Raw genomic sequence first — 24,346 nt, forward strand, 5'->3', positions numbered from 1 at the left:
GTGGGGGGTTGCGTGACCCGGCGTCCCGGTGGCGCGGGTCACGGGCGACCGGTCCGGGCGGTGCGGCGCTGGATGTGCCGGGCGTCGAAGCCGGAGAGGCCGCGGACGGCGACGTAGGCCTTCTCGTGGCCGGGGAGCGAGACGCGGCCGCGCAGCACCGCCTCGGGGTCGCGCTCGATGCGGTCCAGCAGGCGGCGGTAGATCCCGGCCATGGCGGCGACGCAGGCACCGCTGCGGCGGTCCAGCATCGGCAGCAGGCGGTAGCCCTCGGCGAACAGGGCGCGGGCGCGGCGCACCTCGAAGTGGACGAGTCCGGCGAAGTCGGAGCCGGGCGGCGGGGTGGCCCGGTGGAATCCGGCGGAGCAGCCGAACTTCGCCAGGTCGTCCGCGGGGAGGTAGGTGCGGCCGTTGGCGGCGTCCTCTCGGACGTCGCGCAGGATGTTGGTGAGCTGGAGTGCGAGGCCGAGGGTGTCGGCGTATTCGGAGGCGCGCTCGACGCCGGGCGCGCCCGGCTCGGTGCCGAAGACGCCGAGGCTGAGGCGGCCGATGGCGCCGGCCACGCAGCGGCAGTAGGTCCGCAGGTCGTCCCAGGTCTCGTAGGTCGCGCCGCGCACGTCCATCAGCACGCCGTCGATCAGCTCGTCGAGGCCGCCGAGCGGCAGCGGGAAGCGCCGGGCGGTGTCGGCGAGCGCGACGGCGACCGGGTCGGTGTCGTCCTCGTCGACGGCTCCGTCGCGGACCCGGCCGAGCAGTTCGCGGGTGCTCTCCAGCCGGTCGCGCTTGGTCTCCGGGTCCAGTTCGCCGTCGCCGATGTCGTCGACGCGGCGCGAGAAGGCGTACAGCGCCGACATGGCCTGCCGCTTCTCGTGGGGCAGCAGCCGGATGCCGTACGCGAAGTTCCGCGCCTGCTGACCGGTCACGGCCTCGCAGTAGCTGTAGGCCGCCTGTACCGGTGCCGACATGTAGGTGGTCTGTCCCTCCACGGTCCGGGTCATCCCTCTCTGTGCGCGCTTCGCAGGACGGCTGCCACTTCGCGCAGCAGGCGGGGCTTCGCGGGTCTGGGCGGTCCGGGCAGTACGTCGAACCCGGCGGCGGCGATCGCGTCGAGGGCGGCCCGCCCCCCGGCGACGAATCCGGCGAGCAGCAGCCTGAGCCTGCCGTGGACGCTGCCCACCAGGGGGGTGCCCTCCGCCAGCAGCTCACGGGCGCGCCCGGCCTCGTAGGCGATCAGGGCGCGGACCGAGGCGTTGGCCGTCGGGGCGGCGAGGTCGGCCTCGGTGACCCGGAAGCGGGCCATGTCGTCGGCCGGTAGGTAGATCCGGTCGCGGCCGAGGTCCTCGGTGACGTCCTGGAGGTGCTCGGCGATCTGCAGGGCGGTGCACACGGCGTCGGAGCGGCGGACGCGTTCGGGGCTGGAGGTGCCGGTGATCGACAGGACGAGCCGTCCGACCGGGTTGGCGGACAGCTCGCAGTAGGCGGCCAGTTCCTCGTACGTCGCGTACCGGCGGACCTTCTGGTCCTGGCGGTTGGCGGCGACGAGTCCGAGGAACGGGTCGGGGGTCAGCGCGTGCCGGCGCACGGTGGGGACCAGGGCGCGCAGCAGCGGGTGGCGGGGGCCGTCGCCCGCGGCGTCGAAGACGCGGTGCAGGTCCGTCTCGAAGGCGTCGAGCATCGCGGTCGGGTCGTCGGCCTGCGCGGGGTCCACGCCGAGGTGGGCCGCGTCGGCGCCGCCGGGGGCGAGGTCGCCGTCGCCGATGTCGTCGACGAGCCGGGCGAAGCCGTAGACGGCCATCAGGTCGTCGCGCCAGCCGCGCGGCAGGAAGAAGGGGGCCACGGGGAAGTTCTCGTCCGCGGCCTTGTCGAGGGTGCCGGTCCGTCCCGCCGGAGGGGTACGGCTCACCGCTCACCGCCCGGCGCGGGGACGGCGGAACCACGTCGGAGCTGGAGATCTTCCGCCATTGCCGTCACATCTCCCGTTCTACACTGCTGATCCAAAACAACCCTTTTCGGACACGCCGCCGACTGCCCCCAGTGCGGCCCGCGCGCACGGCCGGTGCACCGCGGGCGTATCGCCACACTTGCCGCGAATCAGCACCGCTACAGCTTACGTTGTACAGCTCACAGAACCGCGTCCGGGTGCGGCGCACGGGACGGACGTCGCACCACGCGGTCCAACCCTCCCCCGGCGCACCGTGTTTGGCATCGTCCGCCAGGTGGAGAACGGGGGCGCGCCCTACGGCGCGGGGCGCACGGCCGCGGACACCGCAGTGGCCCTCGGCGGGGGTTCCGCCGGGGGCCACGGTGGGGTGCGGGGGCCGGCGCCGCCCGTCCCCACGGGAGCGGGAGCTACTTTCCGGTCTCCCGCTCGTACGCCTGGATCACTTCGTCGGTGGGGCCGTCCATCAGGAGTTCGCCCTTCTCCAGCCACAGCACCCGGTCACAGGTGTCCCTGATCGTCTTGTTGTTGTGGCTGACGAGGAAGACGGTGCCGGCCTCCTTGCGGAGTTCGCGGATGCGCTCCTCGGACCGCACCCGGAACTTGCGGTCACCGGTGGCCAGCGCCTCGTCGATCATGAGGACGTCGTGGTTCTTGGCGGCCGCGATGGAGAAGCGCAGGCGCGCGGCCATGCCGGAGGAGTAGGTCCGCATGGGAAGGGTGATGAAGTCGCCCTTCTCGTTGATGCCGGAGAACTCGACGATGTCCTCGTAGCGGTCGCGGACCTCCTGCCGGCTCATGCCCATGGCGAGTCCGCCGAGGACGACGTTGCGCTCGCCGGTCAGGTCGTTCATCAGGGCGGCGTTCACGCCGAGCAGCGAGGGCTGGCCGTCGGTGTAGACCTTGCCCTCCTCGGTGGGGAGCAGCCCGGCGATGGCCCGCAGCAGGGTGGACTTGCCGGAGCCGTTGGTGCCGATGAGGCCGATGGCCTCGCCCCGGTAGGCGGTGAACGAGACCCCGCGCACCGCGTGGACCTTGCGGACGCCGCGGGGCTCGCCCTTGCCCCGGCGGAGTATCCGGCTGAGGGCGGCGGTCGCACTGCCCCTGCCGCCGCCGGTGCCGTTCACCCGGTACACGATGTGCACGCCGTCGGCGATGACCGTGGGGATACGCCCCTGCGTGTTGTGCTCAGCCACGGCCGTACCGCTCCTCCGCCTTCCAGAAGTACACGAAGCCCAGGACGCCCACGCCGACCGCCCAGGCCAGCGCGACGGCCCAGACGTGGGCCGGGAGGTTCTCCGAGCCGTATCCGTCGATCAGCGCGAACCGGACCAGGTCCATGTAGATCGCCGCCGGGTTGTACTGCAGGACGTCCGCGATCCACTGCGGCTTGTCCGCCAGCATCACCGGGATGGAGAACATGACCCCCGAGCCGTACATCCAGGTGCGCATGATGAACGGCATGAGCTGGGCGAGGTCGGGGGTCTTGCTGCCGAGCCTCGCCATCACGAGGGCCAGGCCGGTGTTGAAGAAGAACTGGAGCACCAGCGCGGGCACGACCAGCAGCCAGGAGAGCGTCGGGTAGCTGCCGAAGCCCACGGCGACCGCGACCAGCACGATCATCGAATACAGGAGCTGCTGGAGCTGCTGGAGCGAGAAGGAGATGGGCAGCGACGCCCTCGGGAAGTGCAGCGCCCGCACCAGTCCGAGGTTGCCGGAGATCGCCCGGACCCCGGCCATCACCGAGCTCTGGGTGAAGGTGAAGACGAAGATGCCCGTCACCAGGAACGGGATGAAGACCTCGCGGCTCATGCCCTTGCTGGTGCCGAGGATCAGCCCGAAGATCAGGAAGTAGACGAGCGCGTTCAGCAGGGGGGTCGCCACCTGCCAGAGCTGGCCGAGCTTGGCCTGGCTGTACTGCGCGGTCAGCTTGGCCCGGGAGAACGCCACGATGAAGTGGCGTCGTCCCCAGAGCTGCCCGATGTAGGCGAAGAGACCCGGCCGGGCGCCGCTGACGGACAGCCCGTACTTCTCCGCCAGCCTGGCCGCGCTCAGCCCCTCGTCGGGGGACGGCGGGGTGCCCAGGGCGACCCGGCCGTCGTGGGTTGTGTCACTCACAGATCGAAACTCTCGTCTTCGGTCCGCGGCGGCCGCCAGGGACGCGGCGCCGCGTACAGGTCCCGGAAAGAGAAAATATGCCCCATGGTCTCAGAGACGGGCGTCTCAGATGACCGGCGGGCGTCCCAGTCGCGTCAGCCGCCACACGGTGCGCCAGCGCATCGGCCGGCGCGGGCCGCAGGACGTCGTCCACCCCTCCCGGAACCCCCCGAACCACGCCTTGAGGGCGGGCATCGACGGGCGGCGGACCAGAGTGAGCAGCAGCCAGACCCCCACGTACACCGGGACCAGCGGCGCGGGCAGGTTGCGCCGGGCCAGCCACACCCGGTTGCGGGCCACCATGCGGTGGTAGACCGCGTGCCGGGAGGGGGCGGTGGTCGGGTGGTTGAGCACCATGTCCGCGCGGTAGTCGATCAGCCAGCCGGCGTCCAGCGCCCGCCAGGCGAGGTCGGTCTCCTCGTGGGCGTAGAAGAAGGCGTCGGGCAGCCCGCCGACCTCGGCGAGCACCCGGGTGCGCACCGCGTTGGCGCCGCCGAGGAAGGTCGTCACCCGCGACGAGCGCATCGGGTCCGAGGCGCGCAGCCGGGGCACGTGCCGGCGCTGGGTGACGCCGGTCACCGGGTCGGCGATGCGGAACGTGATGATCCCGAGTTCGGGGTCCTCCTCGAACGCCTGCCGGCAGAGCTCGGCGGTGTCGGTCCTCGGCAGGTGGCCGTCGTCGTCGAGGAAGAGCAGCACGTCGACGTCGGCGCCGGAGGGGCCGAACGCCTCGATGCCGACGTTGCGGCCGCCGGGGATGCCGAGGTTCTCGGGCAGTTCCACGGTCCGGACGCCCGCCGGGAGGTCGGGTACGGGGGCGCCGTTGCCGACGACCACCACCTCGATCCGGTCGCCCTCCTGGGCAGCGACCGAGTCGAGGAGGGCGTGCAGTTCCTCGGGGCGGTTGCCCATGGTGATGATCACCGCACCGAGCTTCAGCGGGGACGTCACTTCAGCCTGCTCGACGCCAGGATCGACACCAGGTGGAGGACCGTCTGCAGCAGGGCGATGCCGGCCAGGACGGCGACCGCGAGCCGGGTGAAGAAGAGGTCGTCCCTGATCATGTCGGCGACGGCAGCCGCCAGCACGACCAGCGAAGCCTCGACGCCCAGGATGAGCCGGTGGAACTTGAGCGCGCCGGCGGCCCGGCGCGCGAAGGCCATGCCGGACGAGCGCGGCTCGGACGCCGCCTCCTTGACGGGGGGGAGACCGCCCTGGTGGCGGGCGACGCCGACGAGGTCGGTCTCCGCCTTGATCAGGATGGCTCCGAGCGCGGCGAGGGTGCCCAGGAAAGCCCACAGCCAGTCGATCCGCCCGGTGCCGAACAGGTCGGCGGCGCGCAGGCCGAGCCCGACGAGCACGGCCGCGTCGCAGAGGTACGCGCCGACCCGGTCGAGGTAGACCCCGCCGAGCGAGAACTGCTGCTTCCAGCGGGCCACTTCGCCGTCGACGCAGTCGAGCAGCAGGTACAGCTGCACCGCGAGGACGCCGAGCAGCGCGCCGGTGAGGCCGGGCACGAGCAGCGCGGGAGCGGCGAGCACGCCCGCGAGCGTCATGACGTAGGTGAGCTGGTTCGGGGTGATCCGGGTGTTCACCAGGTGCCGGTCGATGCGCAGCGAGATCTCGCGCATGTAGAGACGGCCCGCCCAGTGCTCGCCGCTGCGCCGGTCCTTGACGCCCGGCGGGTGCACGACCGGACGGAGTTCAGCTACGGATGGCTTTTGCATAGTCGGCGTACGCGTCCCTGATCTGTTCGGTGGACAGGTTGAGGTGTTCCAGGATCGTGAAACGGCCCGGCCGGGTCCGCGGGGCGAAGGCGACCGCCTCCACGAACTCGTCGGCGGTGAAGCCCATCTCCTCGGGGAGGACGGGCAGGCCGTGGCGTCGCAGGGCGTCGGCCATCAGCAGGGCCTCCTGGCCGGCGCCGCGCAGGTGCATGGCGAAGCAGGCGCCGAGGCCCACCTGCTCGCCGTGGCTGGCGGCACGCTGCGGGTGCAGCAGGTCGAAAGCGTGGTTGATCTCGTGGCAGGCCCCGGAGGCGGGTCGGGAGTCCCCGGCGACCGACATCGAGATGCCGGTCATCACGAGCCCCTCGGCCAGCACCTTGAGGAAGGCGTCGTCCGTGATGCCGCCGGGGTGGCGCAGCACGGCCTCACCGGCCTGGCGGGCCATGGCGGCCGCGAGCCCGTCGATCTCCTCGCCGTTCACCTCGTGGGACAGCTCCCAGTCGGCGACGCAGGAGATGTTGGAGACGGCGTCGCCGATGCCGGAGCGCACGTACCGGGCGGGCGCCTGCCGGACCACGGCCAGGTCGATGACGACGGCGATCGGGGTGGGGACCCCGTAGGAGCCCCGGCCGTTGTCGTTGTCCAGGGTGGCGACCGGCGAGCAGAGCCCGTCGTGCGAGAGGTTGGTGGCGACGGAGACCATGGGCAGGCCGACGCGGGCCGCGGCGTACTTCGCGACGTCGATGATCTTGCCGCCGCCGAGACCGACGACCGCGTCGTAGCGGTTGCCCTTGATGCCGTCGGCGAGCGCGACCGCGGAGTCCAGCGTGCCGTCGTCCACCGGGTACCAGTCGGCGCCGGGCAGCAGCGGGGCGAGCCGCTCCTGCAGGACGCGCCCCGAACCGTCGCTGATCGCCACCGCGAGCTTGCCCGAGGTGGAGATGCGCTGGTCGGCCAGGACCTCCGCGAGGTCGTCCATCGCGCCACGGCGGATGTCGACGACCAGCGGCGACGGGATGAGCCGGGTCAGTACTGGCACGCGATCTCACGGCCCTTCGCGAGGTCTTCGTGGTTGTCGATCTCGACCCACGTGACGTCGCCGATGGGGGCCACGTCGACCGTGAAGCCGCGGTTGACCAGTTCCTGGTAACCGTCCTCGTAGTACAGGTCGGGATCGCGCTCGAAGGTGGTCTTCAGGGCGTCCGCGAGGGCCTCGGCGGCGTCGGCCTCGATCAGGGTGACGCCGATGTACTCGCCGGTGGCGGTGGCGGGGTCCATGAGCTTGGTGATCCGGCGGACGCCCTGTCCGTCCTCCGCGACGACCTTCATCTCCTCGTCGGCGAGGCTCTTCGCCGTGTCGAGCGCGAGGATGATCTTCTTGTCGCTGCCGCGGGCCGCAAGCAGCGTCTTCTCGACGGAGACGGGGTGCACGGTGTCGCCGTTGGCGAGGATGACCCCGCGCTTCAGCACGTCGCGGGCGCACCAGAGGGAGTAGGCGTTGTTCCACTCCTCGGCCTTGTCGTTGTCGATGAGGGTGAGCGTCACGCCGTAGGCGGCCTCCAGCTCGGCCCGCCGGGCGTACACGGCTTCCTTGCGGTAGCCGACGACGACGGCGACCTCGGTGATGCCGACCTCGGCGAAGTTGGCGAGGGTGTAGTCGAGGACCGACTTCGCCGCACCGTCCTGCTCGGGACCCACGGGCACCAGGGCCTTCGGCAGGGTGTCCGTGTAGGGGCGCAGGCGGCGTCCTGCACCGGCTGCCAGTACGAGGCCGATCATGCGAGTTCTCCTTCGTCGTGTACGGCGGGGGCGGCGGAGGACACCCAGAAACGGATGGACTCCGCGACCACGACCACCGCCACGGCCACCGCGAGGACGGTGAGGGCCGTGGTGAATGCGGAATGTCCGGCGATGACGGCGGCGAGCACGGCCACCACGAGGGTGCGGCCCTCGTGTCCGCCGATCACGCGGACCAGCCACTGCGGGGGCGCTCCGGTGCCGCCCTTGATGCGGTACACCGTGTCGTAGTGATGGTAGGCGACCGCTGCGACCAGGCCGAATGCCGCCGGGACCGCGTGCGGTACGTCACTGCGGGCGGCCAGGGCCAGCACGGTGCAGTACTCCGCGACGCGGAAGAACGGGGGGACCAGCCAGTCGAGGGCGCCCTTGAGGGGGCGGGAGACGGCGAGCCCGGCGAGCACCGCGTAGAGCACGGCGGCGCCGACGGTCAGCAGGCTCCCGAAGGGGGCGGACGACGCGGCGGCGACCACCGCGGCGGCGGCGACCAGGGCCAGCAGGGGCGCGGTGAACGCGCCACCGGGGCGGCGGACCACGGCGGCCACGGCCTGTGCGAGCGGGCCGGAGTCCGCCAGGTCGCCGAGCGCGCGGGCGGCCCGGTCGGTGCGGCGCGCCGTGCGGGTCAGCGAGCGCAGCAGGCGGCCGGCCGTGGTGTAGCAGGCGGCCAGCGAGCAGCCCACGAGCAGGGCGTAAAAAACGACGCGCGGCGTGGTGAGGGCGGTCAGCACCGCGATCATGGCCCAGCGCTCGCCGATGGGCAGCACGATCATGCGGCGCACCCAGACCGTCCAGCCGACGCTGTCGAGCCGGTCGGAGAGGGCTGCGGTGGGGCTGGTGTTGGAGACCGCGTCGTGGTTGGACTCGTTGAACGAGAAGTCGATCATGTGCCGGCAGGCCTGGAGGACCATCGCGCCGAGCGCGAGGACCCAGACGTCGTCCCCGCCGCGCACCGCCCCGATCGCCAGGCCCGCGTAGTACGCGTACTCCTTGGCGCGGTCGAAGGTGGCGTCGAGCCAGGCGCCCATCGTGGAGTACTGCAGCGAGTAGCGGGCGAGCTGGCCGTCGGTGCAGTCCAGGACGAAGGAGAGCAGCAGCAGGACGCCGGCGGCGACGTAGCCGCCGCGGGTGCCGGTGGCCGCGGCGCCGGCCGCGACGAGCGCGGTGAGCAGCGAGGCGGTGGTGACCTGGTTGGGCGTGAGGCCGCGGCGGGCGCACCAGCGTGCGAGGTAGCGGGAGTAGGGGCTGATGCAGAAGGTCGTGAAGAAACCGTCGTGGGCCTTCACGGCGCTCCGCAGCCGGACCGCCTCGTCGTCGACCTCGGCGACGGCGGCCAGGGCCGCCGCGCGCCGTTCGGCGTCGGTGGGCACGGTGGCGGTGAGCGAGCCCAGCTCGGGGCGGTGCACGGCGGTGCCGACGGTCTCCAGGACGACGGCGATGCGGCCGGGGACCGTGCGGTCACCCGCGGTGCGGACGTCGCCCTCGGGGGTCAGCGGCCGGCCCGCGCCGACCGCGTCGGCGGTGTGCGCCATGGCGCGCAGCAGCGCGGTGCGGCTGCCGGGCTTGACGGCGAGGGCGCCGGGCACGGTGGCGGCGTCGAAGCGCGGGTCGGTCAGGCCGAGCCTGAGCGCGTGGACGTGGCCGACGAAGCGGGGGTCCACCAGGGCGACCCGGTGGCCGGCCGGGGCGGCGGCGATGAGCGCGGCGGCTTCACCGGCGTCGGCGGCCGTGCGGACGTCGAACCCCAGGGAACGAAGATCGGCTTCGATCGACGACCCGGGTACCGGCACGCCGGTGAGAATGGCGGTCGACAGACGAACTCACTCCTTGGATCCGGGCAGGGAACGGCTCGGGGGTGCGACCCCGGACGGGGTCTCCGGCACGTCGGCTGAGGCTATCCGATGAACAGAAGGTTGAGTTCACCGCCCGTTTATGCTCCGTTCGGGGCGTAGCGGCATCATGTGCGACCCTTTGTGATCATCATCGGCGCCTGCGGACGGCAGCCGTACGCCGGGCGGTCGGCGGGGCCCGCGGTCCGCACGCCTTAGGGTGGCCGTCATGACGTGGTTGATCACCGGCGGAGCGGGCTACATCGGGGCGCACGTGGCGAAGGCCATGGCGGCGTCCGGCGAGCGGGTCGTGGTGCTCGACGACCTGTCGACGGGCCTGGCGGAACGGCTGGCGGGCGACGTGCCGCTGGTGCGGGGCTCCTTCGCGGACCGCCCGCTGCTGGACCGGGTGCTCGCCGAGCACGCGGTGACCGGTGTGGTGCACCTCGCGGCGAAGAAGCGGGTGGACGAGTCCGTCGAGCTCCCGCTGCTCTACTACCGGGAGAACGTCGCCGGCCTCACCACCCTCCTGGAGGCCGTGGTGGCGTCCGGGGTCCGGTCCTTCCTCTTCTCCTCGTCGGCGGCCGTCTACGGCGTCCCCGACGTGGAGATCATCACGGAGGACACCCCCTGCCTGCCCATCAGCCCCTACGGCGAGACGAAACTCGCCGGGGAGTGGCTGGTCCGGGCGGCCGGGCGCGCGCACGGCCTGTCGACGGCCTGCCTGCGCTACTTCAACGTGGCGGGCGCGGCCTCGCCCGCCCTGTCGGACACCGGGGTCTCCAACGTCGTCCCGATGTTCTTCGACCGGATCACCCGCGGCGAGGCGCCGCTGGTCTTCGGCGACGACTACCCGACGCCGGACGGCACCTGCGTGCGCGACTACATCCACGTCGCCGACCTGGCCGACGCCCACCTCGCGGTCGCCCGCGCGCTCGGCGGACGGCGGGACGCCCACGACCTCACCGTGAACATCGGCCGCGGCGAGGGCGTCTCGGTGCGCGAGCTGGCGGAGCTGGTGGGCGAGGTGACCGGCTCCGGCGCCGCACCGGTGGTCGCGCCCCGCCGCCCCGGCGACGCACCGGCCGCCGTGGCCGCGGCGGGCCGGATCACCGGCGAGCTGGGGTGGAGGGCGAGCCGAGGGATGCGGGAGATGGTGGAGTCCGCCTGGGCCGGCTGGCTGCTGCGCCACCCGGCCGCACACGACCTGCCGGCCCCGCACCGGCCCTGAGACGGACACCCCGACGCGTCCGGCGAACGCCTCGCACCGCCGCTGACCTGCACGGCGTTTACGCAGGTCAGCGGGGATGACAACGGTGTTCAGCACCGTGTTGCCCGGTACCCCCCACCCGTAGTTCACTGGCAGCGACGGGCGGGCGACGCCGCCCGCGCCGCACCACGAACGGGAGGCTGACGCATGGGGGCCGGCCACGACCACGGGCACGCGCACGGCGCGTCCCCCACGGGCACCGCGACCGCCGCCCACCGGGGGCGGCTGAGGATCGCGCTGGGGATCACCCTCGGCGTGATGGTGCTGGAGATCGTCGGCGGCCTGCTGGCCGACTCGCTCGCGCTGATCGCGGACGCCGCGCACATGGCGACGGACGCGCTCGGCCTCGGCATGGCGCTGGTGGCGATCCACATGGCGGGCCGGCCGGCCGGGCCCAACCGGACCTTCGGCTTCGCCCGCGCCGAGATCCTCGCGGCGCTCGCCAACTGCCTGCTGCTCCTCGGGGTGGGCGGCTATCTCGTCTTCGAGGCGGTGCAGCGCTTCCTCACGCCCGCCGCCACCGAGGGCGGACTGATGGTCGTCTTCGGCGCCGTGGGCCTGGTGGCCAACCTGGTCTCCCTCTCCCTGCTGCTCGCCGGCCAGAAGGACAGCCTGAACGTGCGGGGCGCCTATCTGGAGGTCCTCTCGGACGCGCTCGGCTCGGTCGCGGTGCTGGTCTCCGCCGGCGTCATCCTGCTCACCGGCTGGCAGGGCGCCGACCCCGTCGCCTCGCTGCTGATCGGGCTGATGATCGTCCCGCGCACGGTGAAGCTGCTCCGCGAGACGCTGAACGTCCTGTTGGAGGCGGCGCCGAAGGGCGTGGACATGGCGGAGGTACGCGCCCACCTCACCGGGCTGCCCGGCGTGCTGGACGTCCACGACCTGCACGCCTGGACGATCACCTCGGGCATGCCGGTGCTCTCCGCCCACGTGGTGGTGCACCAGGAGGTGCTGGACTCGATCGGCCACGAGAAGCTGCTGCACGAGCTCCAGGAGTGTCTGGGGGACCACTTCGACGTCGAGCACTGCACCTTCCAGCTCGAACCCAGCGGTCACGCCGCGCACGAGTCGGGGGTCTGCTCATGAACGCGAACGCGCAGGCCGAGGGGGGCCGGGCCACCCGCCCGGAGACCCCCGCCGACCGGGCGGCGGTGCGTGCCGTCAACATGGCGGCCTTCCCTCCCCCGCACGAGGCGAATCTGGTCGGCGCGCTCCGCGAGGACCCCGACGCCTGGCTCCCCGGCCTGTCCTGGGTCGCCACCGGCCCGGACGGCGCGGTGGCCGCGCACGCCCTGCTGACCCGCTGCCGGGTGGACGGCGCGGACGCGCTCGCGCTCGCCCCGGTGGCCGCGGCGCCCGGACACCAGCGCCGGGGGCGGGCACGGCCGCCGTCCGTGCGGCACCGGCGGCAGCGGCGGGCCGGGGCGAGAGCCTGGTGCTGGTCCTCGGCCACCCCGAGTACTACCCCCGATTCGGTTTCCGGCCCGCTCCCCGCTACGGCATCGTGCCCGGTTTCGACGTATCCGACGAGGCGATGACGGCGCTGCCGTCGGACGCGCTCGCCGCCGTGCCGTGCGGCACGATCCGCTGTCCGGCGGCCTTCGGAGTCTGAGTCCGCGACTCCGGCACGGGGGACATGCCAGGGCCCGGAGTGCGTTCCGCTTGCTTTCGTGCGGCAGACTTGACCGGACTCACGGGTCCCGGCGCACCAGGCCGGGGCCGAAGCGAAGGATGGGTATGCCGACCACACCAGCCACCGCGACGCAGGACTCGTCGAAGGGCGCCGAAGAAGCGATCATGCTCGAACTGGTCGACGAGAACGGCACCACCATCGGCACGGCGGAGAAGCTCGCCGCCCACCAGGCGCCCGGCCGGCTGCACCGCGCCTTTTCGGTCTTCCTCTTCGACGAGCAGGGCCGCCTGCTGCTGCAGCGCCGCGCCCTCGGCAAGTACCACTCCCCCGGCGTCTGGTCCAACACCTGCTGCGGCCACCCGTACCCCGGCGAGGCCCCCTTCGCCGCCGCCGCCCGGCGCACCTACGAGGAGCTCGGGCTCTCCCCCTCGCTGCTCGCGGCGGCCGGCACGGTCCGCTACAACCACCCCGACCCGGCGTCCGGCCTGGTGGAGCAGGAGTTCAACCACCTCTACGTCGGGCTGGCCCAGGAGCAGCTGCGGCCGGACCCCGAGGAGGTCGGCGAGACAGCGTTCGTGACCGCGGCGGAGCTGGCCGAGCGGCACGCCGCGGGCGGGTTCTCGGCGTGGTTCATGACCGTGCTGAACGCGGCGCGTCCGGCCGTCAGGGAGCTGACGGGGACGTCCGCCGGCTGGTGAACGCGCCGGGTCAGAGGCGGGCGGTGAGCGGCAGGGCGGCCCAGATGATCTTGCCGCCGCCCGCGGTGTGCTCGACGTCGCAGGTGCCGCCGGCCTCCGCGGTGATCTCCTTCACCAGCAGCAGCCCCCGGCCGCCGGTCTGCGCGTAGTCGGTCTCCAGCGCGGTCGGGCGGTAGGGGTGGTTGTCCTCGACGGACACCTTGACCCAGTCCGGCCCGATCGCCACCTCCACCGACAGCTCCGGCGAGAGCAGCGCCGCGTGTTTGACCGCGTTGGTCGCCAGCTCGGAGACGATCAGCAGCAGTCCCTGGAGGATGTCGTCGTCGAGCGGGACGCCCTGCCGGTTCAGCAGGTCCCGCACCGCGTGCCGGGCCTGCGGCACCGAGACGTCGACGGCGGGAGCGGTGAAGCGCCACACTCCCTCGTACGACACGGGTCTGGCCGGAACACTTCCGCGGCTCTCCATGATCCGGTACCCGCTCTCGACTCGGCACTGCGCACAGGACTTCACTGACCGTCGAGTCACGAGTCTTGGGAAAGGCGAGCCGCCACCTCGGCGACTGACAGAAAGTGGCTCGCTATCGACGCCTATTGACCGCGCGAGCAGGACGCCGTCGGTTGAGCGACTGTTTTTGATCCACTTCGGAATGTCAGGCGCCGAGGTCCCGGTCACGCTTGCCGAAACGGTTCCGCTTGCCGGACCGGTCACGCTCGCCGGACCCGCCGTGCCCGCCCGGCCCCGCGCCGCCGCCCGGGACCGCCGTGCGGTCCACCATGCCGACGATCTCCCGGCCGCCGACACCGAGCGCGATCAGGCCGAGCCCGTCGAAGAGCAGGGCGAGCGAGAAGAAGGTGCCGAGGACGTAGAGGCTGCTGTGCGGCCAGTCGAAGAGGACCAGCACGCCGAGCAGCAGGCCGATGACGCCCTGGAACAGGGTCCAGCCGAACTGCGGGCCGCGCACCACCACGCTCCCGACCGTGCGGAAGAGGCCGCCGGTCAGGAAGAGCAGGGCGGCGAACATCGTCAGGGCCTCGGCCGTGCCGTGGGGGTCGTGGATGACCACGACGCCCGCCGCGATGTTCAGCGCGGCGACCACCACCCCGAGCCAGAAGAAGCTGGTGCCGCGGGACTGCACCGCGTGCACCAGCCCCACCAGGCCGCCGATCAGCAGCAGCCAGCCGAACAGCAGCATGGAGGTGAGGGTGGCGACACCGGTGTAGATGAGGCCCACGACGCCGGCGGCGACCAGGACGATGCCGAGCAGGGCCAGCAGGCCGTAGCCGCGGCGGAGTTTCTTGCCGGAGACGGCGGCGGGATCGGCCATCGGACAGCTCCTCTGCGGTGCGTGCGCGGTTCACGACCCCTTCCCGATCATAGGTTCGGACCGGGTGGATAGCATCCGGCCCATGGACCGCACCCGGGCACAGCTCGCCCACTCCGTCGCCGACGGGGTGGCCACCGTCGTCATCAGCAATCCCGCCAAGCGCAACGCGATGACGGCCGCGATGTGGCAGGCACTGCCCGCGCTGCTGGACGGACTGGCCGCCGATCCGCAGGTACGGGCCCTGGTGCTGACCGGGGCCGGCGACACCTTCTGCGCGGGCGCGGACATCGGCTCGCTGAAGGATCCGGACAGCAGGGCCCAGGGGTACGCCGTCGTCGCCGAGAACGCGCTCGCCGCCTTCCCGCGCCCCACGCTGGCGGCGGTGCGCGGGTACTGCGTCGGCGGCGGCAGCCAGCTCGCCGCCGCCTGCGACCTGCGGTTCGCGGAGGAGGGCGCGTCGTTCGGGGTGACTCCGGCCAAGCTCGGGATCGTCTACCCGGCCTCCTCGACCCGCCGCCTGATCGACCTGATGGGACCGTCCGCCGCGAAGTACCTGCTCTTCTCCGGCGAGCTGATCGGCGCCGAGCGGGCGCTGCGCACCGGTCTGATCGACGAGTTGCTGCCCGCCGGGGAGCTGGCGGGCCGGGTCCGGGAGTTCACCGCCGTCCTCACCTCGCGCTCGCTGCTGACGCAGACGGCGGTCAAGGAGTTCGCGGACGGGCGGGGCGAGCGGCAGGCGCACTGGAGGGGGTGTGCGGAGAGCAGCGGCGAGACCGCGGAGGGGGTCGCCGCCTTCCTGGAGCGCCGGCCGCCGCGCTTCCCGTGGACGCCGGACGCGAAGGACTGACCGGGGCGGTGCCGGAACGGTCCGGTCCGGCGCCGCGGGTGCCGGAAGCGTCCGGTTCGGTACCGCGGGTTCTGGTGCCGTCCGGTCGGCGCCGCGGGTGCCGGAACGGTCCGTTCCGGCGCTGCGGGTTCCGTGGTCCGGGAACGGCATGGGCGCCGCGGGTTCCGTCACGTACTGACCAGTCGGTAACGTACGGCCATGAGCACTCTCGCGCCCCGCGCCGGCCGCCGCTGCCACAACGCCGTCAACCCGCTGCACTCGTGCGTCTTCTTCTCCCCCGACCTCGGCACCGAGTTCGCCGGGATAGGCATCGACGACCCCAGCGCCGCCTACTTCGCCTTCCGGGCCGCCGCGCTCGGCGCCGTCGGACCGGGCACGGTCACCTCCACCTTCTACAACTTCAACCACGAGCTGGTGGCCACGCACGTCCCCGCCGTCTGGGACGCCGCCACCCCCGAGGCGGTGCTCGGCGCCCGGCTGCGCGTCGCCGACGCGACGCTCGGACGGCTGCTCGGCGAGGAGATCGTCGCCTCCCCCGAGATGGCCGAGGCGGCCGAGCTGGCGCTGCGGGCCGCCGAGGCGTGCACCCGGCACGCCCGGCCGCTGTACGCCGCGCACGCCGACCTCCCGGTCCCCGAGGAGCCGCACCTGGCGTACTGGCACGCGGCCACCCTGCTCCGCGAGCACCGGGGCGACGCCCACCTCGCCGCCCTGCTCGCGGCCGGTCTCGACCCGGTGGAGGCCCTGGTCAGCCACACCGCCACCGGCAAGGGCATGGCCCCGCGCTGGATCCTGGCGACCCGCGGCTGGCGCCGCACGGACTGGGACGCCGCCTCCCACCGGCTCCGTGAGCGCGGCCTGCTGACCGGCGAGGGCGAGCTGACCGAGGCCGGCTCCGCGCTGCGGGCCGGTGTCGAGGAGGCGACCGACCGGATGGACGCCGCCCCCTACGAACACCTGGGCGCGGCGGGCGTGGAGCGCCTGACCGAACTGGCCCGCGGGTTCCTCTTCACCGCGGCGGCCGCGGGCGCCTTCCCGGAGAGCGCCACCGGCAAGGGCTGATCTGCGGCTCGGGCGGCCCGGGACTTCCGCCCGGGTTTACGGAGCGCCTGAGCGGCCAGGCGGAACACGTACCGGCAACCTACCGAGGAGGACCCCGTGTTCCACGCCCTCGCAGACGCGCTCCGCACCGTCGGCTCGGCCGTCGCCACCGTCGTCACCCTTCCCTTCCGTGTCGTGGCCAAGCTGTTCGGCGGTGCCGGCAACGCCACCCGGCGCGCCTGACCGGCGTCGCCGGCCCCGCCGTCCCGTGACGTCGCGCGACACGGCGCCGCACCACCCGGCACAATGCAGGCAGACGGGGCAGGGCCCCGTGGGAAGCCAGCAGAGCCAGCACAGCCAGTACGAGAAGGCGAGTCGGGAAAAACGTGACGACGTCCATCGAAGGCAGGATCGCCGAGGAACTCGGCGTACGGGAGCGGCAGGTGACGGCGGCCGTCGAGCTGCTCGACGGCGGTTCGACCGTGCCGTTCATCGCGCGCTACCGCAAGGAAGCGACCGAGATGCTCGACGACGCGCAGCTGCGCACGTTGGAGGAGCGGCTGCGCTATCTGCGGGAGCTGGAGGACCGGCGCGCCGCCGTCCTCGAATCCGTACGCGAGCAGGGCAAGCTCGACGAGGCCCTGGAAGCCCGGATCCGGGCCGCCGACACCAAGTCGCGCCTGGAGGACATCTACCTCCCGTTCAAGCCCAAGCGTCGCACCAAGGCCCAGATCGCCCGTGAGGCCGGTCTGGAACCGCTGGCGGACGGACTGCTGGCCGACCCGTCGGTGGACCCGTACGCGGCGGCCGCCGCGTACGTCGACGAGGACAAGGGCGTCGCGGACACGGTGGCGGCGCTGGAGGGCGCCCGCGCCATCCTGACCGAGCGGTTCTCCGAGGACGCCGACCTGACCGGGGAGCTCCGCGAGCGGATGTGGACCCGAGGGCGGCTGCGGGCGAGGGTCCGCGACGGCAAGGAGACCGACGGCGCGAAGTTCGCCGACTACTTCGACTTCACCGAGCCGTTCACCGCGCTCCCCTCGCACCGCGTGCTCGCCCTGCTGCGCGGCGAGAAGGAGGACGTGCTCGACCTGGTGCTGGAGCCCGAGGAACCCTCGGACGAGCCGGGCCCCACGGGCTACGAGAACATGATCGCCCGGCGGTTCTCCATCGCCGACCGCGGCCGGCCCGGCGACAAGTGGCTCGCCGACACCGTGCGCTGGGCCTGGCGCACCCGCGTCCTCGTCCACCTCGGCATCGACCTGCGGCTGCGGCTGCGCACGGCCGCCGAGGACGAGGCGGTCCGCGTCTTCGCGTCCAACCTGCGCGACCTGCTGCTCGCCGCTCCGGCGGGCACCCGCGCGACGCTGGGGCTCGACCCCGGCTTCCGCACCGGAGTCAAGGTGGCCGTCGTGGACGCCACCGGCAAGGTGGTGGCCACCGACGTCATCCACCCGCACGTCCCGGCCAACCGCTGGGACGAGTCGCTCGCCAAGCTGGCGCGGCTCTGCCGTGAGCACGCGGTGGACCTGATCGCCATCGGCAACGGCACCGCGTCCCGCGAGACCGACAAGCTCGCCGCGGAACTCTGCGACAAGCACCCCGAGTTGAAGCTGACCAAGGTGATGGTCTCGGAGGCGGGCGCCTCCGTCTACTCGGCTTCCGCCTTCGCCTCGCAGGAACTGCCCGACATGGACGTGTCGTTGCGCGGGGCCGTGTCGATCGCCCGCCGCCTCCAGGACCCGCTGGCCGAACTGGTGAAGATCGACCCGAAGTCCATCGGGGTCGGCCAGTACCAGCACGACCTGTCCGAGGTGAAGCTCTCCCGCTCGCTGGACGCGGTGGTGGAGGACTGCGTGAACGGCGTCGGCGTGGACGTCAACACCGCCTCCGCGCCGCTGCTTTCGCGGGTCTCCGGGATCAGCTCCGGGCTCGCCGAGAACATCGTCGCGCACCGCGACTCCAACGGCCCGTTCCGGTCGCGCAAGGAGCTCAAGGGCGTGGCCCGGCTGGGCCCGAAGGCGTACGAGCAGTGTGCGGGCTTCCTCCGCATCCGGGGCGGCGACGACCCGCTGGACGGGTCGAGCGTGCACCCGGAGGCGTATCCGGTGGTCCGCCGAATGGTGAAGACGACGGGCAGCGAGGTCGCCTCCCTGATCGGCAACTCGGACGTGCTGCGGACGCTGCGCGCCGACGACTTCGTGGACGAGAAGTTCGGTCTGCCGACGGTGACCGACATCCTGAAGGAGCTGGAGAAGCCGGGGCGCGACCCCCGGCCGGCGTTCCGCACCGCCACCTTCAAGGACGGCGTCGAGAAGATCGGCGACCTGGAACCGGGCATGGTGCTGGAGGGCGTCGTCACCAACGTGGCGGCCTTCGGCGCGTTCGTCGACGTCGGGGTGCACCAGGACGGTCTGGTCCACGTGTCCGCGATGTCGCGGACCTTCGTGAAGGACCCGCGCGACGTCGTGAAGCCGGGCGACATCGTGAAGGTGAAGGTGCAGGAGGTCGACGTCCCGCGCAAGCGCATCTCGCTGACGCTGCGCCTGGACGACGACGTGACCCCGGGCGAGCGGAGCGGGCAGCGCCGCGACCGCGAGGGGGCCGGCCCCCAGGGCGGCCGTCCGCCGCGCCAGCGGCAGGGGCAGGACCAGGCGCCGGGCCGGCAGCAGCAGGGCGGCGGGCGCGGCGACGGTCAGGGCGGCCGGGACCGGCGTGGCGGGGGCCAGGGCGGCGGGCGGTCGGCTTCGGCGCCGGCGCCGGTCAACAGCGCGATGGCGGACGCGCTGCGCCGTGCGGGTCTGACCGACCCGCAGCGCGGCGACCGCAGGCGCTGACCGCGCGAACGCGGACGGGCGGGCCCACCTCCACGGTGGGCCCGCCCGTCCGCGTTCGGGGCGCTCAGAGTTCGGTGACCGTGCCGTCCGCGACCTCGACGCGCCGGGTGGTGCGCACCGCCTGAAGCATGCGGCGGTCGTGGGTGACCAGGAGCAGGGTGCCCTGGTAGGAGTCGAGCGCGGACTCCAACTGCTCGATGGCGGGCAGGTCCAGGTGGTTGGTCGGCTCGTCGAGGACCAGCAGATTGACCCCGCGTCCCTGGAGCAGGGCGAGGGCCGCGCGGGTGCGCTCGCCCGGCGAGAGGGTCGTCGCCGGACGCACCACGTGGGCGGCGCGCAGCCCGAACTTGGCCAGCAGGGTGCGCACTTCGGCGGGTTCCGTGTCGGGCACCGCGGCGCAGAACGCCTCCAGCAGGCTCTGCTCGCCGAGGAACAGCTTGCGGGCCTGGTCCACCTCGCCGACGACCACGCCCGAACCGAGCGTGGCCTGGCCCGAGTCCAGCGGCAGCCTGCCCAGCAGGGCCGCGAGCAGGGTGGACTTGCCCGCGCCGTTGGCCCCGGTGATGGCGATCCGGTCGGCCCAGTCGACCTGGAGGGAGGCGGGGCCGAAGGCGAAGTCGCCCCGGACCACACGTGCTTCGCGCAGGGTGGCGACCACCGAGCCGGAGCGCGGGGCGGCGGCGATCTCCATCCGCAGCTCCCACTCCTTGCGGGGCTCCTCGACGACGTCCAGCCGCTCGATCATCCGCTGCGTCTGGCGCGCCTTGGCGGCCTGCTTCTCGCTGGCCTCGCTGCGGAACTTGCGGCCGAGCTTGTCGGAGTCGGTGGCCTTGCGGCGGGCGTTCTTGACGCCCTTGTCCATCCAGCCGCGCTGCATCTGGGCCCGGCCTTCGAGGGCGGACCGCTTGTCGGCGTACTCGTCGAACTCCTCGCGGGCGTGGGTACGGGCCCGCTCGCGCTCCTCCAGATAGGCCGCGTACCCGCCGCCGTAGAGGTTGATCTGCTGCTGGGCGAGATCGAGTTCCAGCACCTTGGTGACGGTGCGCATCAGGAACTCGCGGTCGTGGCTGACGACGACGGTCCCGGCGCGCAGGCCGGAGACGAAACGCTCCAGGCGTTCCAGGCCGACCAGGTCGAGGTCGTTGGTGGGCTCGTCGAGCAGGAAGACGTCGTAGCGGGACAGCAGCAGCGAGGCGAGGCCGGCGCGTGCCGCCTGGCCGCCGGAGAGCGCGGTCATCGGCAGGTCGAGCCCGACGGTCAGCCCGAGGTCGGCGGCGACCTCCTCGGCGCGTTCGTCGAGGTCGGCGCCGCCGAGGTCGAGCCAGCGCTCCAGCGTCTCCGCGTACGCGTCGTCCGCGCCGGGGACGCCGTCCACCAGGCCCTGCGTCGCGGTGTCCATCGCCGCCTGGGCCGCGGCGACGCCGGTCCGGCGGGCCAGGAAGTCGCGCACGGTCTCGTCGGGCCGCCGCTCGGGCTCCTGCGGCAGGTGGCCGACGGTGGCGGTGGGCGGCGAGAGCCGCAGCTCCCCCTCCTCCGGCTTGTCGAGGCCCGCGAGCAGCCGGAGCAGGGACGATTTACCGGCGCCGTTGACTCCGACGAGACCGATCACGTCGCCGGGCGCGACGACGAGGTCGAGTCCGGCGAAGAGGGTGCGGTCGCCGTGTCCGGCGGCGAGGTCCTTGGCGACGAGAGTGGCAGTCATCAGGGTCCCGATCCTAATGCCCGGGGGACGGTGGTCCGCCGGGGACGGGAAGCGGTGGCGGTACGGGGCGGTCGCACGACGGCCGCGGCGGGTGAGACTGTCCCCGGACGCGCGGCTCCCACGGGGCGGGACGCCGGCCACGGCGGCGCTCCCGCCGCGGGGTGCCGCCGTGGCGGACGCGACGACGGGCGAACGGCGAGAGGGGACGCACATGAACGACGTGATCGTGGTGGGCGGAGGGGTCGTCGGGCTCACCACCGCGGTGGTCCTGGCGGAGCGCGGGCACGCGGTGCGGGTGTGGTCGGCCCAGCCCTCGGGGTCCACCACCTCGGCGGTGGCGGGGGCCCTGTGGTGGCCGTACCGGATCGAGCCGGCCGAGCGGGTCGTGGAGTGGGCGCTGGAGACCCTGCGGGTGCACGAGGAGCTGGCGGACGCCCCCGGGGAGACCGGGGTGCGCCTGGTACCGGGACTGCACGGCGGTGAACGGCTCGACGGGCCGGGGCCGTGGGCCGCGCGGCTGCGGGACGTACGGGAGACGCCCGAGGGACTGCGGGTCACGCTGCCGCTGCTGGACATGCCGGTCCACCTGGAGTGGCTGGAACGGCGGCTGCGCGCGGCGGGCGGGTCGTTCGAGCGGCGTACGGTGACGGACTTCGCCGCTCCGGCGGCCGAGGCGCCCGTGGTGGTGAACTGCGCGGGGCTCGGGGCGGCGGTGCTGGCCGGCGACCCGTCGGTGCGCGCGGTGCGGGGCCAGCTCGTCGTGGTGGAGAACCCGGGCATCACCGAGTGGTACACACGGGCCGATCCCGCGGCAGACGCCACCACGTACTTCTTTCCGCAGCCGGGCGGCCTGATCCTCGGGGGCACCGCGGAGACGGACGATCCGCGGACCACGCCCGACCCGGCGACCGCCGCACGCATCGTGGAGCGGTGCGCCCGGGTGCGGCCCGAGATCGCCGGGGCCCGGGTCCTCGGCCACCGCGTCGGTCTGCGGCCCGCCCGCGCGGGCGGGGTGCGGATCGAGGCGGAGCGGCGTGCGGACGGCGGCCTGCTCGTGCACCACTACGGGCACGGCGGCGCGGGGGTGACCGTCGCCTGGGGCTGTGCGCGGGCGGCGGCGGCGCTGGTCGGCTGAGCGCACCCGGGGCCGGGCGGGCCGGTCCGCGGCGAGCGGGCCGCGGTGACCGGGCGGGCCGGGGCCGTGGCGGTCGGGCGTGAGACCCGGCGGGCGAGCGGCGGGAGTGGCCGGGGCCGCCTCCCGTGCCCTCCCGCCGCGGAATGCGCCGGGAGGACGGGATGCGCCGGGAGGCGGGATGCGCCCGGAGGCGGAATGCGCCCGGAGGCGGAATGCCCCGCCGGCCGGGTGCCGAACGGCACTCCGGGGCGCGGTCCGCCGGTGACGCGGACCGTCAGTCCCCGGAGCGCGTCGAGCCGCCGGGCTGCTCCGGGTGGCGTTCGTCCGTGGTGACCGAGGTGGTGGTGCCGGGGCCGATCCGGATCTCGAAGTCGCCGTCGTACTTGGCGTGCCCCTCGATGACCGCGGACTCGACCGCCTCCACGCCGAACTCCCGGCGCACGATCAGCGGGTCCGCCCGCAGGTCGCGGAGCATCGCCACGCACATGCCCACCATCACCACGACGAACGGCGCCGCCGCGAGGATGGTGAGGTTCTGCAGCCCGGCGAGCGCGTCGCCCTTGCCGTTGCCGATCAGCAGCATGACCGCCGCCACGGCTCCGGTGACGACGCCCCAGAACACCACGACGTACTTGGCGGGTTCGAGCACGCCCTTCTGGGACAGCGTGCCCATGACGATGGAGGCGGCGTCCGCGCCCGAGACGAAGAAGATGCCGACCAGGATCATCACCAGGATGCTCATCACGGTCGGGATGGGGAACTGCTGGAGGACGCCGAAGAGCTGCGCCTCCTGGGTGTCCGCCCCGGCGAGCTTCCCGGCCTGCTGGAGCCGGATCGCGGAACCGCCGAAGATCGCGAACCAGATGAGGCTGACGGTGCTCGGGACCAGGATCACGCCGCCGACGAACTGACGGATCGTCCGGCCGCGGCTGATCCGGGCGATGAACATGCCGACGAAGGGCGTCCAGGAGATCCACCAGGCCCAGTAGAAGACGGTCCAGCTGCTGAGCCAGTCGGCCACCGCGCCCTCTCCGGACGCCTCGGTGCGCCCGGCGAGCTGTGGGAGTTCGCCGAAGTACGTGGCGACCGAGGTGGGCAGCAGGTCGAGGACGATGATCGTCGGGCCGGCGACGAAGACGAAGACCGCCAGGACCAGGGCGAGCACCATGTTGGTGTTGGACAGCCACTGGATGCCCCGCTCCACGCCGGAAACGGCCGAGAAGACGAACGCCACGGTCAGCACGGCGATGATGGCCACCAGCAGTCCGGTGCCGGTCTTCTCCATCCAGTCGAGTTCCTGGAACCCGCTGCCGATCTGGAGGGCGCCGAGGCCCAGCGAGGCGGCCGACCCGAAGAGGGTGGCGAAGATGGCCAGGATGTCGATGACCCGGCCGAACGCGCCGTGCGCGTGCCGCTCGCCGATCAGCGGCTCGAAGACGGCGCTGATCGTCTGCCGCCTGCCGCGCCGGTAGGAGCTGTACGCGATGGCGAGGCCGACGACGGCGTAGATGGCCCAGGGGTGCAGCGTCCAGTGGAAGAGCGTGGTCGCCATGGCCGTCTGCATCGCCTCGGCCTGGTCGGCGGGGCGGGTGCCGGGCGGCGGGTCGGTGAAGTGGGCCAGCGGCTCGCTGACCCCGTAGAACATCAGGCCGATGCCCATGCCGGCGCTGAACATCATCGCGACCCAGGAGATGGTCCGGAATTCGGGCTCCTCGCCCTCCCGGCCGAGCGAGATCGTGCCGTAGCGGCTGATGGCCAGCCACAGGGCGAAGATCACGAAAGCGGAGGCGGCGACGATGAAGGCCCAGCCGGCGTTGTGCATGAGGCCGCCGAGGGCTTTGGTGGAGACGCTCTCCAGCGAGTCCGTGCCGATCGAGCCCCAGAGCACGAAGGCGAGGGTGAGCACCGCCGTGACGCCGAACACCACCCAGTCGGTCACCGGGCGTCTGGCGTGGTGGGCGTCCTGCTCGGGAAGGTCCGCGACGACCGGCGAATCACCCCGGCCGGTCGAACTCTGATCGTCGTGCGACACAGGCGGCACCTTTCACATCGAAAAAATAGCTCTGTGTAGGCAGTACCACACCGAACGTGCGAGCTCGGGGAGCAACGAGCGAGCAGCACGAGACCTTTCGCCACCGCATCCACCGCTATGCCCCCGGAAAGCCGGGACCGGACCGCGGACCGGACGGACGCCCGGACACGCGCCGTCACCGAGCTGCCCGCCCGCGCCCTCTGCGGGACGCCGCCCCTGGACGGGGGCACGGCCCGCCGGGGGCGATCGAGGCGTCTACAGTGACGTTTTCCAGCCGTTTCCACCGGGCCGGGGGGCTGGGTGGAGCCGTTCCCTCCCGGCCGCCGGCGGAACCGGACCGTCGACGGAACCGGACCGCTGCCGTCCGCCCGCCGGCCGGGCGC

21 protein-coding genes and 1 pseudogene are annotated in these 24,346 nt (G+C 73.0%); 9 read left to right on the forward strand and 13 right to left on the reverse strand.

The features are described 5' to 3' along the window. Nucleotides 1–38 precede the first annotated feature (38 nt). The 9 genes from hpnD to Q0994_RS15555 form a co-directional block, all read right to left on the reverse strand. The gene (hpnD, locus tag Q0994_RS15515) at nt 39–995 is read right to left on the reverse strand and encodes a presqualene diphosphate synthase HpnD (RefSeq protein ID WP_299534587.1); all 957 of its coding nucleotides are present in this window, start codon (nt 993–995) and stop codon (nt 39–41) included. Then, nucleotides 992–1,900 (reverse strand): squalene synthase HpnC, encoded by a 909-nt coding sequence (gene hpnC, locus Q0994_RS15520; protein ID WP_299534590.1) that lies wholly within the window; start codon nt 1,898–1,900, stop codon nt 992–994. The genes hpnD and hpnC overlap by 4 nt, the downstream gene beginning before the upstream one ends. A gap of 446 nt (nt 1,901–2,346) precedes the next feature. Next, a complete protein-coding gene (locus Q0994_RS15525) occupies nt 2,347–3,132 on the reverse strand; it encodes an ABC transporter ATP-binding protein (RefSeq protein ID WP_299534593.1) in 786 nt (261 codons plus the stop codon). Further along, nucleotides 3,125–4,054 carry an ABC transporter permease gene (locus Q0994_RS15530; RefSeq protein ID WP_299534596.1) on the reverse strand — a complete coding sequence of 310 codons (930 nt, stop codon included), beginning with the start codon at nt 4,052–4,054 and terminating at the stop codon, nt 3,125–3,127. The genes Q0994_RS15525 and Q0994_RS15530 overlap by 8 nt, the downstream gene beginning before the upstream one ends. Before the next feature lie 105 nt (nt 4,055–4,159). After that, entirely contained in the window at nt 4,160–5,044 is an 885-nt protein-coding gene (locus tag Q0994_RS15535; RefSeq protein WP_299534599.1) for a glycosyltransferase family 2 protein, read from the reverse strand. Further along, nucleotides 5,041–5,820 carry a CDP-alcohol phosphatidyltransferase family protein gene (locus Q0994_RS15540; RefSeq protein WP_299534602.1) on the reverse strand — a complete coding sequence of 260 codons (780 nt, stop codon included), beginning with the start codon at nt 5,818–5,820 and terminating at the stop codon, nt 5,041–5,043. The genes Q0994_RS15535 and Q0994_RS15540 overlap by 4 nt, the downstream gene beginning before the upstream one ends. Next, complete coding sequence (locus tag Q0994_RS15545; RefSeq protein ID WP_299534604.1) at nt 5,798–6,859, reverse strand: iron-containing alcohol dehydrogenase family protein; 1,062 nt, start codon at nt 6,857–6,859, stop codon at nt 5,798–5,800. Before Q0994_RS15545 ends, Q0994_RS15540 begins: the two co-directional genes overlap by 23 nt. Then, the gene (locus Q0994_RS15550; protein WP_299534607.1) at nt 6,847–7,599 is read right to left on the reverse strand and encodes a phosphocholine cytidylyltransferase family protein; all 753 of its coding nucleotides are present in this window, start codon (nt 7,597–7,599) and stop codon (nt 6,847–6,849) included. Before Q0994_RS15550 ends, Q0994_RS15545 begins: the two co-directional genes overlap by 13 nt. Then, nucleotides 7,596–9,404: a DUF5941 domain-containing protein gene (locus Q0994_RS15555; protein ID WP_299534609.1), complete on the reverse strand. Its 1,809-nt coding sequence runs from the start codon at nt 9,402–9,404 to the stop codon at nt 7,596–7,598. Before Q0994_RS15555 ends, Q0994_RS15550 begins: the two co-directional genes overlap by 4 nt. A gap of 268 nt (nt 9,405–9,672) precedes the next feature. Between Q0994_RS15555 and galE the strand changes: the two genes are divergently transcribed. The 4 genes and pseudogenes from galE (at nt 9,673) to idi (ending at nt 13,044) form a co-directional block, all read left to right on the forward strand. Continuing rightward, nucleotides 9,673–10,674 carry a UDP-glucose 4-epimerase GalE gene (galE, locus tag Q0994_RS15560; RefSeq protein ID WP_299534611.1) on the forward strand — a complete coding sequence of 334 codons (1,002 nt, stop codon included), beginning with the start codon at nt 9,673–9,675 and terminating at the stop codon, nt 10,672–10,674. 186 nt (nt 10,675–10,860) lie between these two features. Further along, nucleotides 10,861–11,799 carry a cation diffusion facilitator family transporter gene (locus tag Q0994_RS15565; protein ID WP_299534613.1) on the forward strand — a complete coding sequence of 313 codons (939 nt, stop codon included), beginning with the start codon at nt 10,861–10,863 and terminating at the stop codon, nt 11,797–11,799. A 32-nt stretch (nt 11,800–11,831) separates the two neighbouring features. Continuing rightward, nucleotides 11,832–12,325 (forward strand): annotated as a pseudogene (locus tag Q0994_RS15570) (N-acetyltransferase); the annotation flags it as partial. Between the two features lie 125 nt (nt 12,326–12,450). Then, on the forward strand, nt 12,451–13,044 hold the full coding sequence (gene idi, locus Q0994_RS15575; protein WP_299534615.1) for an isopentenyl-diphosphate Delta-isomerase: 594 nt from the start codon (nt 12,451–12,453) through the stop codon (nt 13,042–13,044). A gap of 10 nt (nt 13,045–13,054) precedes the next feature. Here the strand turns inward: idi and Q0994_RS15580 are convergent, their stop codons facing one another. Together Q0994_RS15580 and Q0994_RS15585 are read right to left on the reverse strand one after the other, a co-directional pair. Then, nucleotides 13,055–13,510, reverse strand: coding sequence for an ATP-binding protein (locus Q0994_RS15580; protein WP_299534617.1), 456 nt, complete (start codon nt 13,508–13,510; stop codon nt 13,055–13,057). Nucleotides 13,511–13,694: 184 nt separating this feature from the next. After that, entirely contained in the window at nt 13,695–14,369 is a 675-nt protein-coding gene (locus Q0994_RS15585) for an HdeD family acid-resistance protein (protein ID WP_299534619.1), read from the reverse strand. 82 nt (nt 14,370–14,451) lie between these two features. On the opposite strand from Q0994_RS15585, the gene Q0994_RS15590 reads away from it, so the two are divergent. The 4 genes from Q0994_RS15590 to Q0994_RS15605 all read left to right on the forward strand — a co-directional run bounded on the left by Q0994_RS15590 (nt 14,452) and on the right by Q0994_RS15605 (nt 19,094). Then, entirely contained in the window at nt 14,452–15,216 is a 765-nt protein-coding gene (locus Q0994_RS15590) for an enoyl-CoA hydratase/isomerase family protein (protein ID WP_299534621.1), read from the forward strand. Between the two features lie 198 nt (nt 15,217–15,414). Continuing rightward, nucleotides 15,415–16,278: an SCO6745 family protein gene (locus Q0994_RS15595; protein WP_299534623.1), complete on the forward strand. Its 864-nt coding sequence runs from the start codon at nt 15,415–15,417 to the stop codon at nt 16,276–16,278. A 96-nt stretch (nt 16,279–16,374) separates the two neighbouring features. Then, nucleotides 16,375–16,500, forward strand: coding sequence for an LPFR motif small protein (locus tag Q0994_RS15600; RefSeq protein WP_299534625.1), 126 nt, complete (start codon nt 16,375–16,377; stop codon nt 16,498–16,500). A gap of 143 nt (nt 16,501–16,643) precedes the next feature. After that, nucleotides 16,644–19,094 carry a Tex family protein gene (locus Q0994_RS15605; RefSeq protein ID WP_299534629.1) on the forward strand — a complete coding sequence of 817 codons (2,451 nt, stop codon included), beginning with the start codon at nt 16,644–16,646 and terminating at the stop codon, nt 19,092–19,094. A gap of 64 nt (nt 19,095–19,158) precedes the next feature. Here the strand turns inward: Q0994_RS15605 and Q0994_RS15610 are convergent, their stop codons facing one another. Further along, complete coding sequence (locus Q0994_RS15610) at nt 19,159–20,796, reverse strand: ABC-F family ATP-binding cassette domain-containing protein (RefSeq protein ID WP_299534631.1); 1,638 nt, start codon at nt 20,794–20,796, stop codon at nt 19,159–19,161. Nucleotides 20,797–21,007: 211 nt separating this feature from the next. On the opposite strand from Q0994_RS15610, the gene Q0994_RS15615 reads away from it, so the two are divergent. Then, on the forward strand, nt 21,008–21,931 hold the full coding sequence (locus Q0994_RS15615; protein WP_299534634.1) for an FAD-dependent oxidoreductase: 924 nt from the start codon (nt 21,008–21,010) through the stop codon (nt 21,929–21,931). Nucleotides 21,932–22,205: 274 nt separating this feature from the next. Here Q0994_RS15615 and Q0994_RS15620 read toward each other — a convergent pair whose 3' ends face one another. Beyond that, the gene (locus tag Q0994_RS15620) at nt 22,206–23,963 is read right to left on the reverse strand and encodes a BCCT family transporter (protein ID WP_299534636.1); all 1,758 of its coding nucleotides are present in this window, start codon (nt 23,961–23,963) and stop codon (nt 22,206–22,208) included. Nucleotides 23,964–24,346: the final 383 nt, after the last annotated feature.

This window comes from uncultured Streptomyces sp. (assembly GCF_947488945.1).
Classification (GTDB): Bacteria; Actinomycetota; Actinomycetes; order Streptomycetales; family Streptomycetaceae; genus Streptomyces.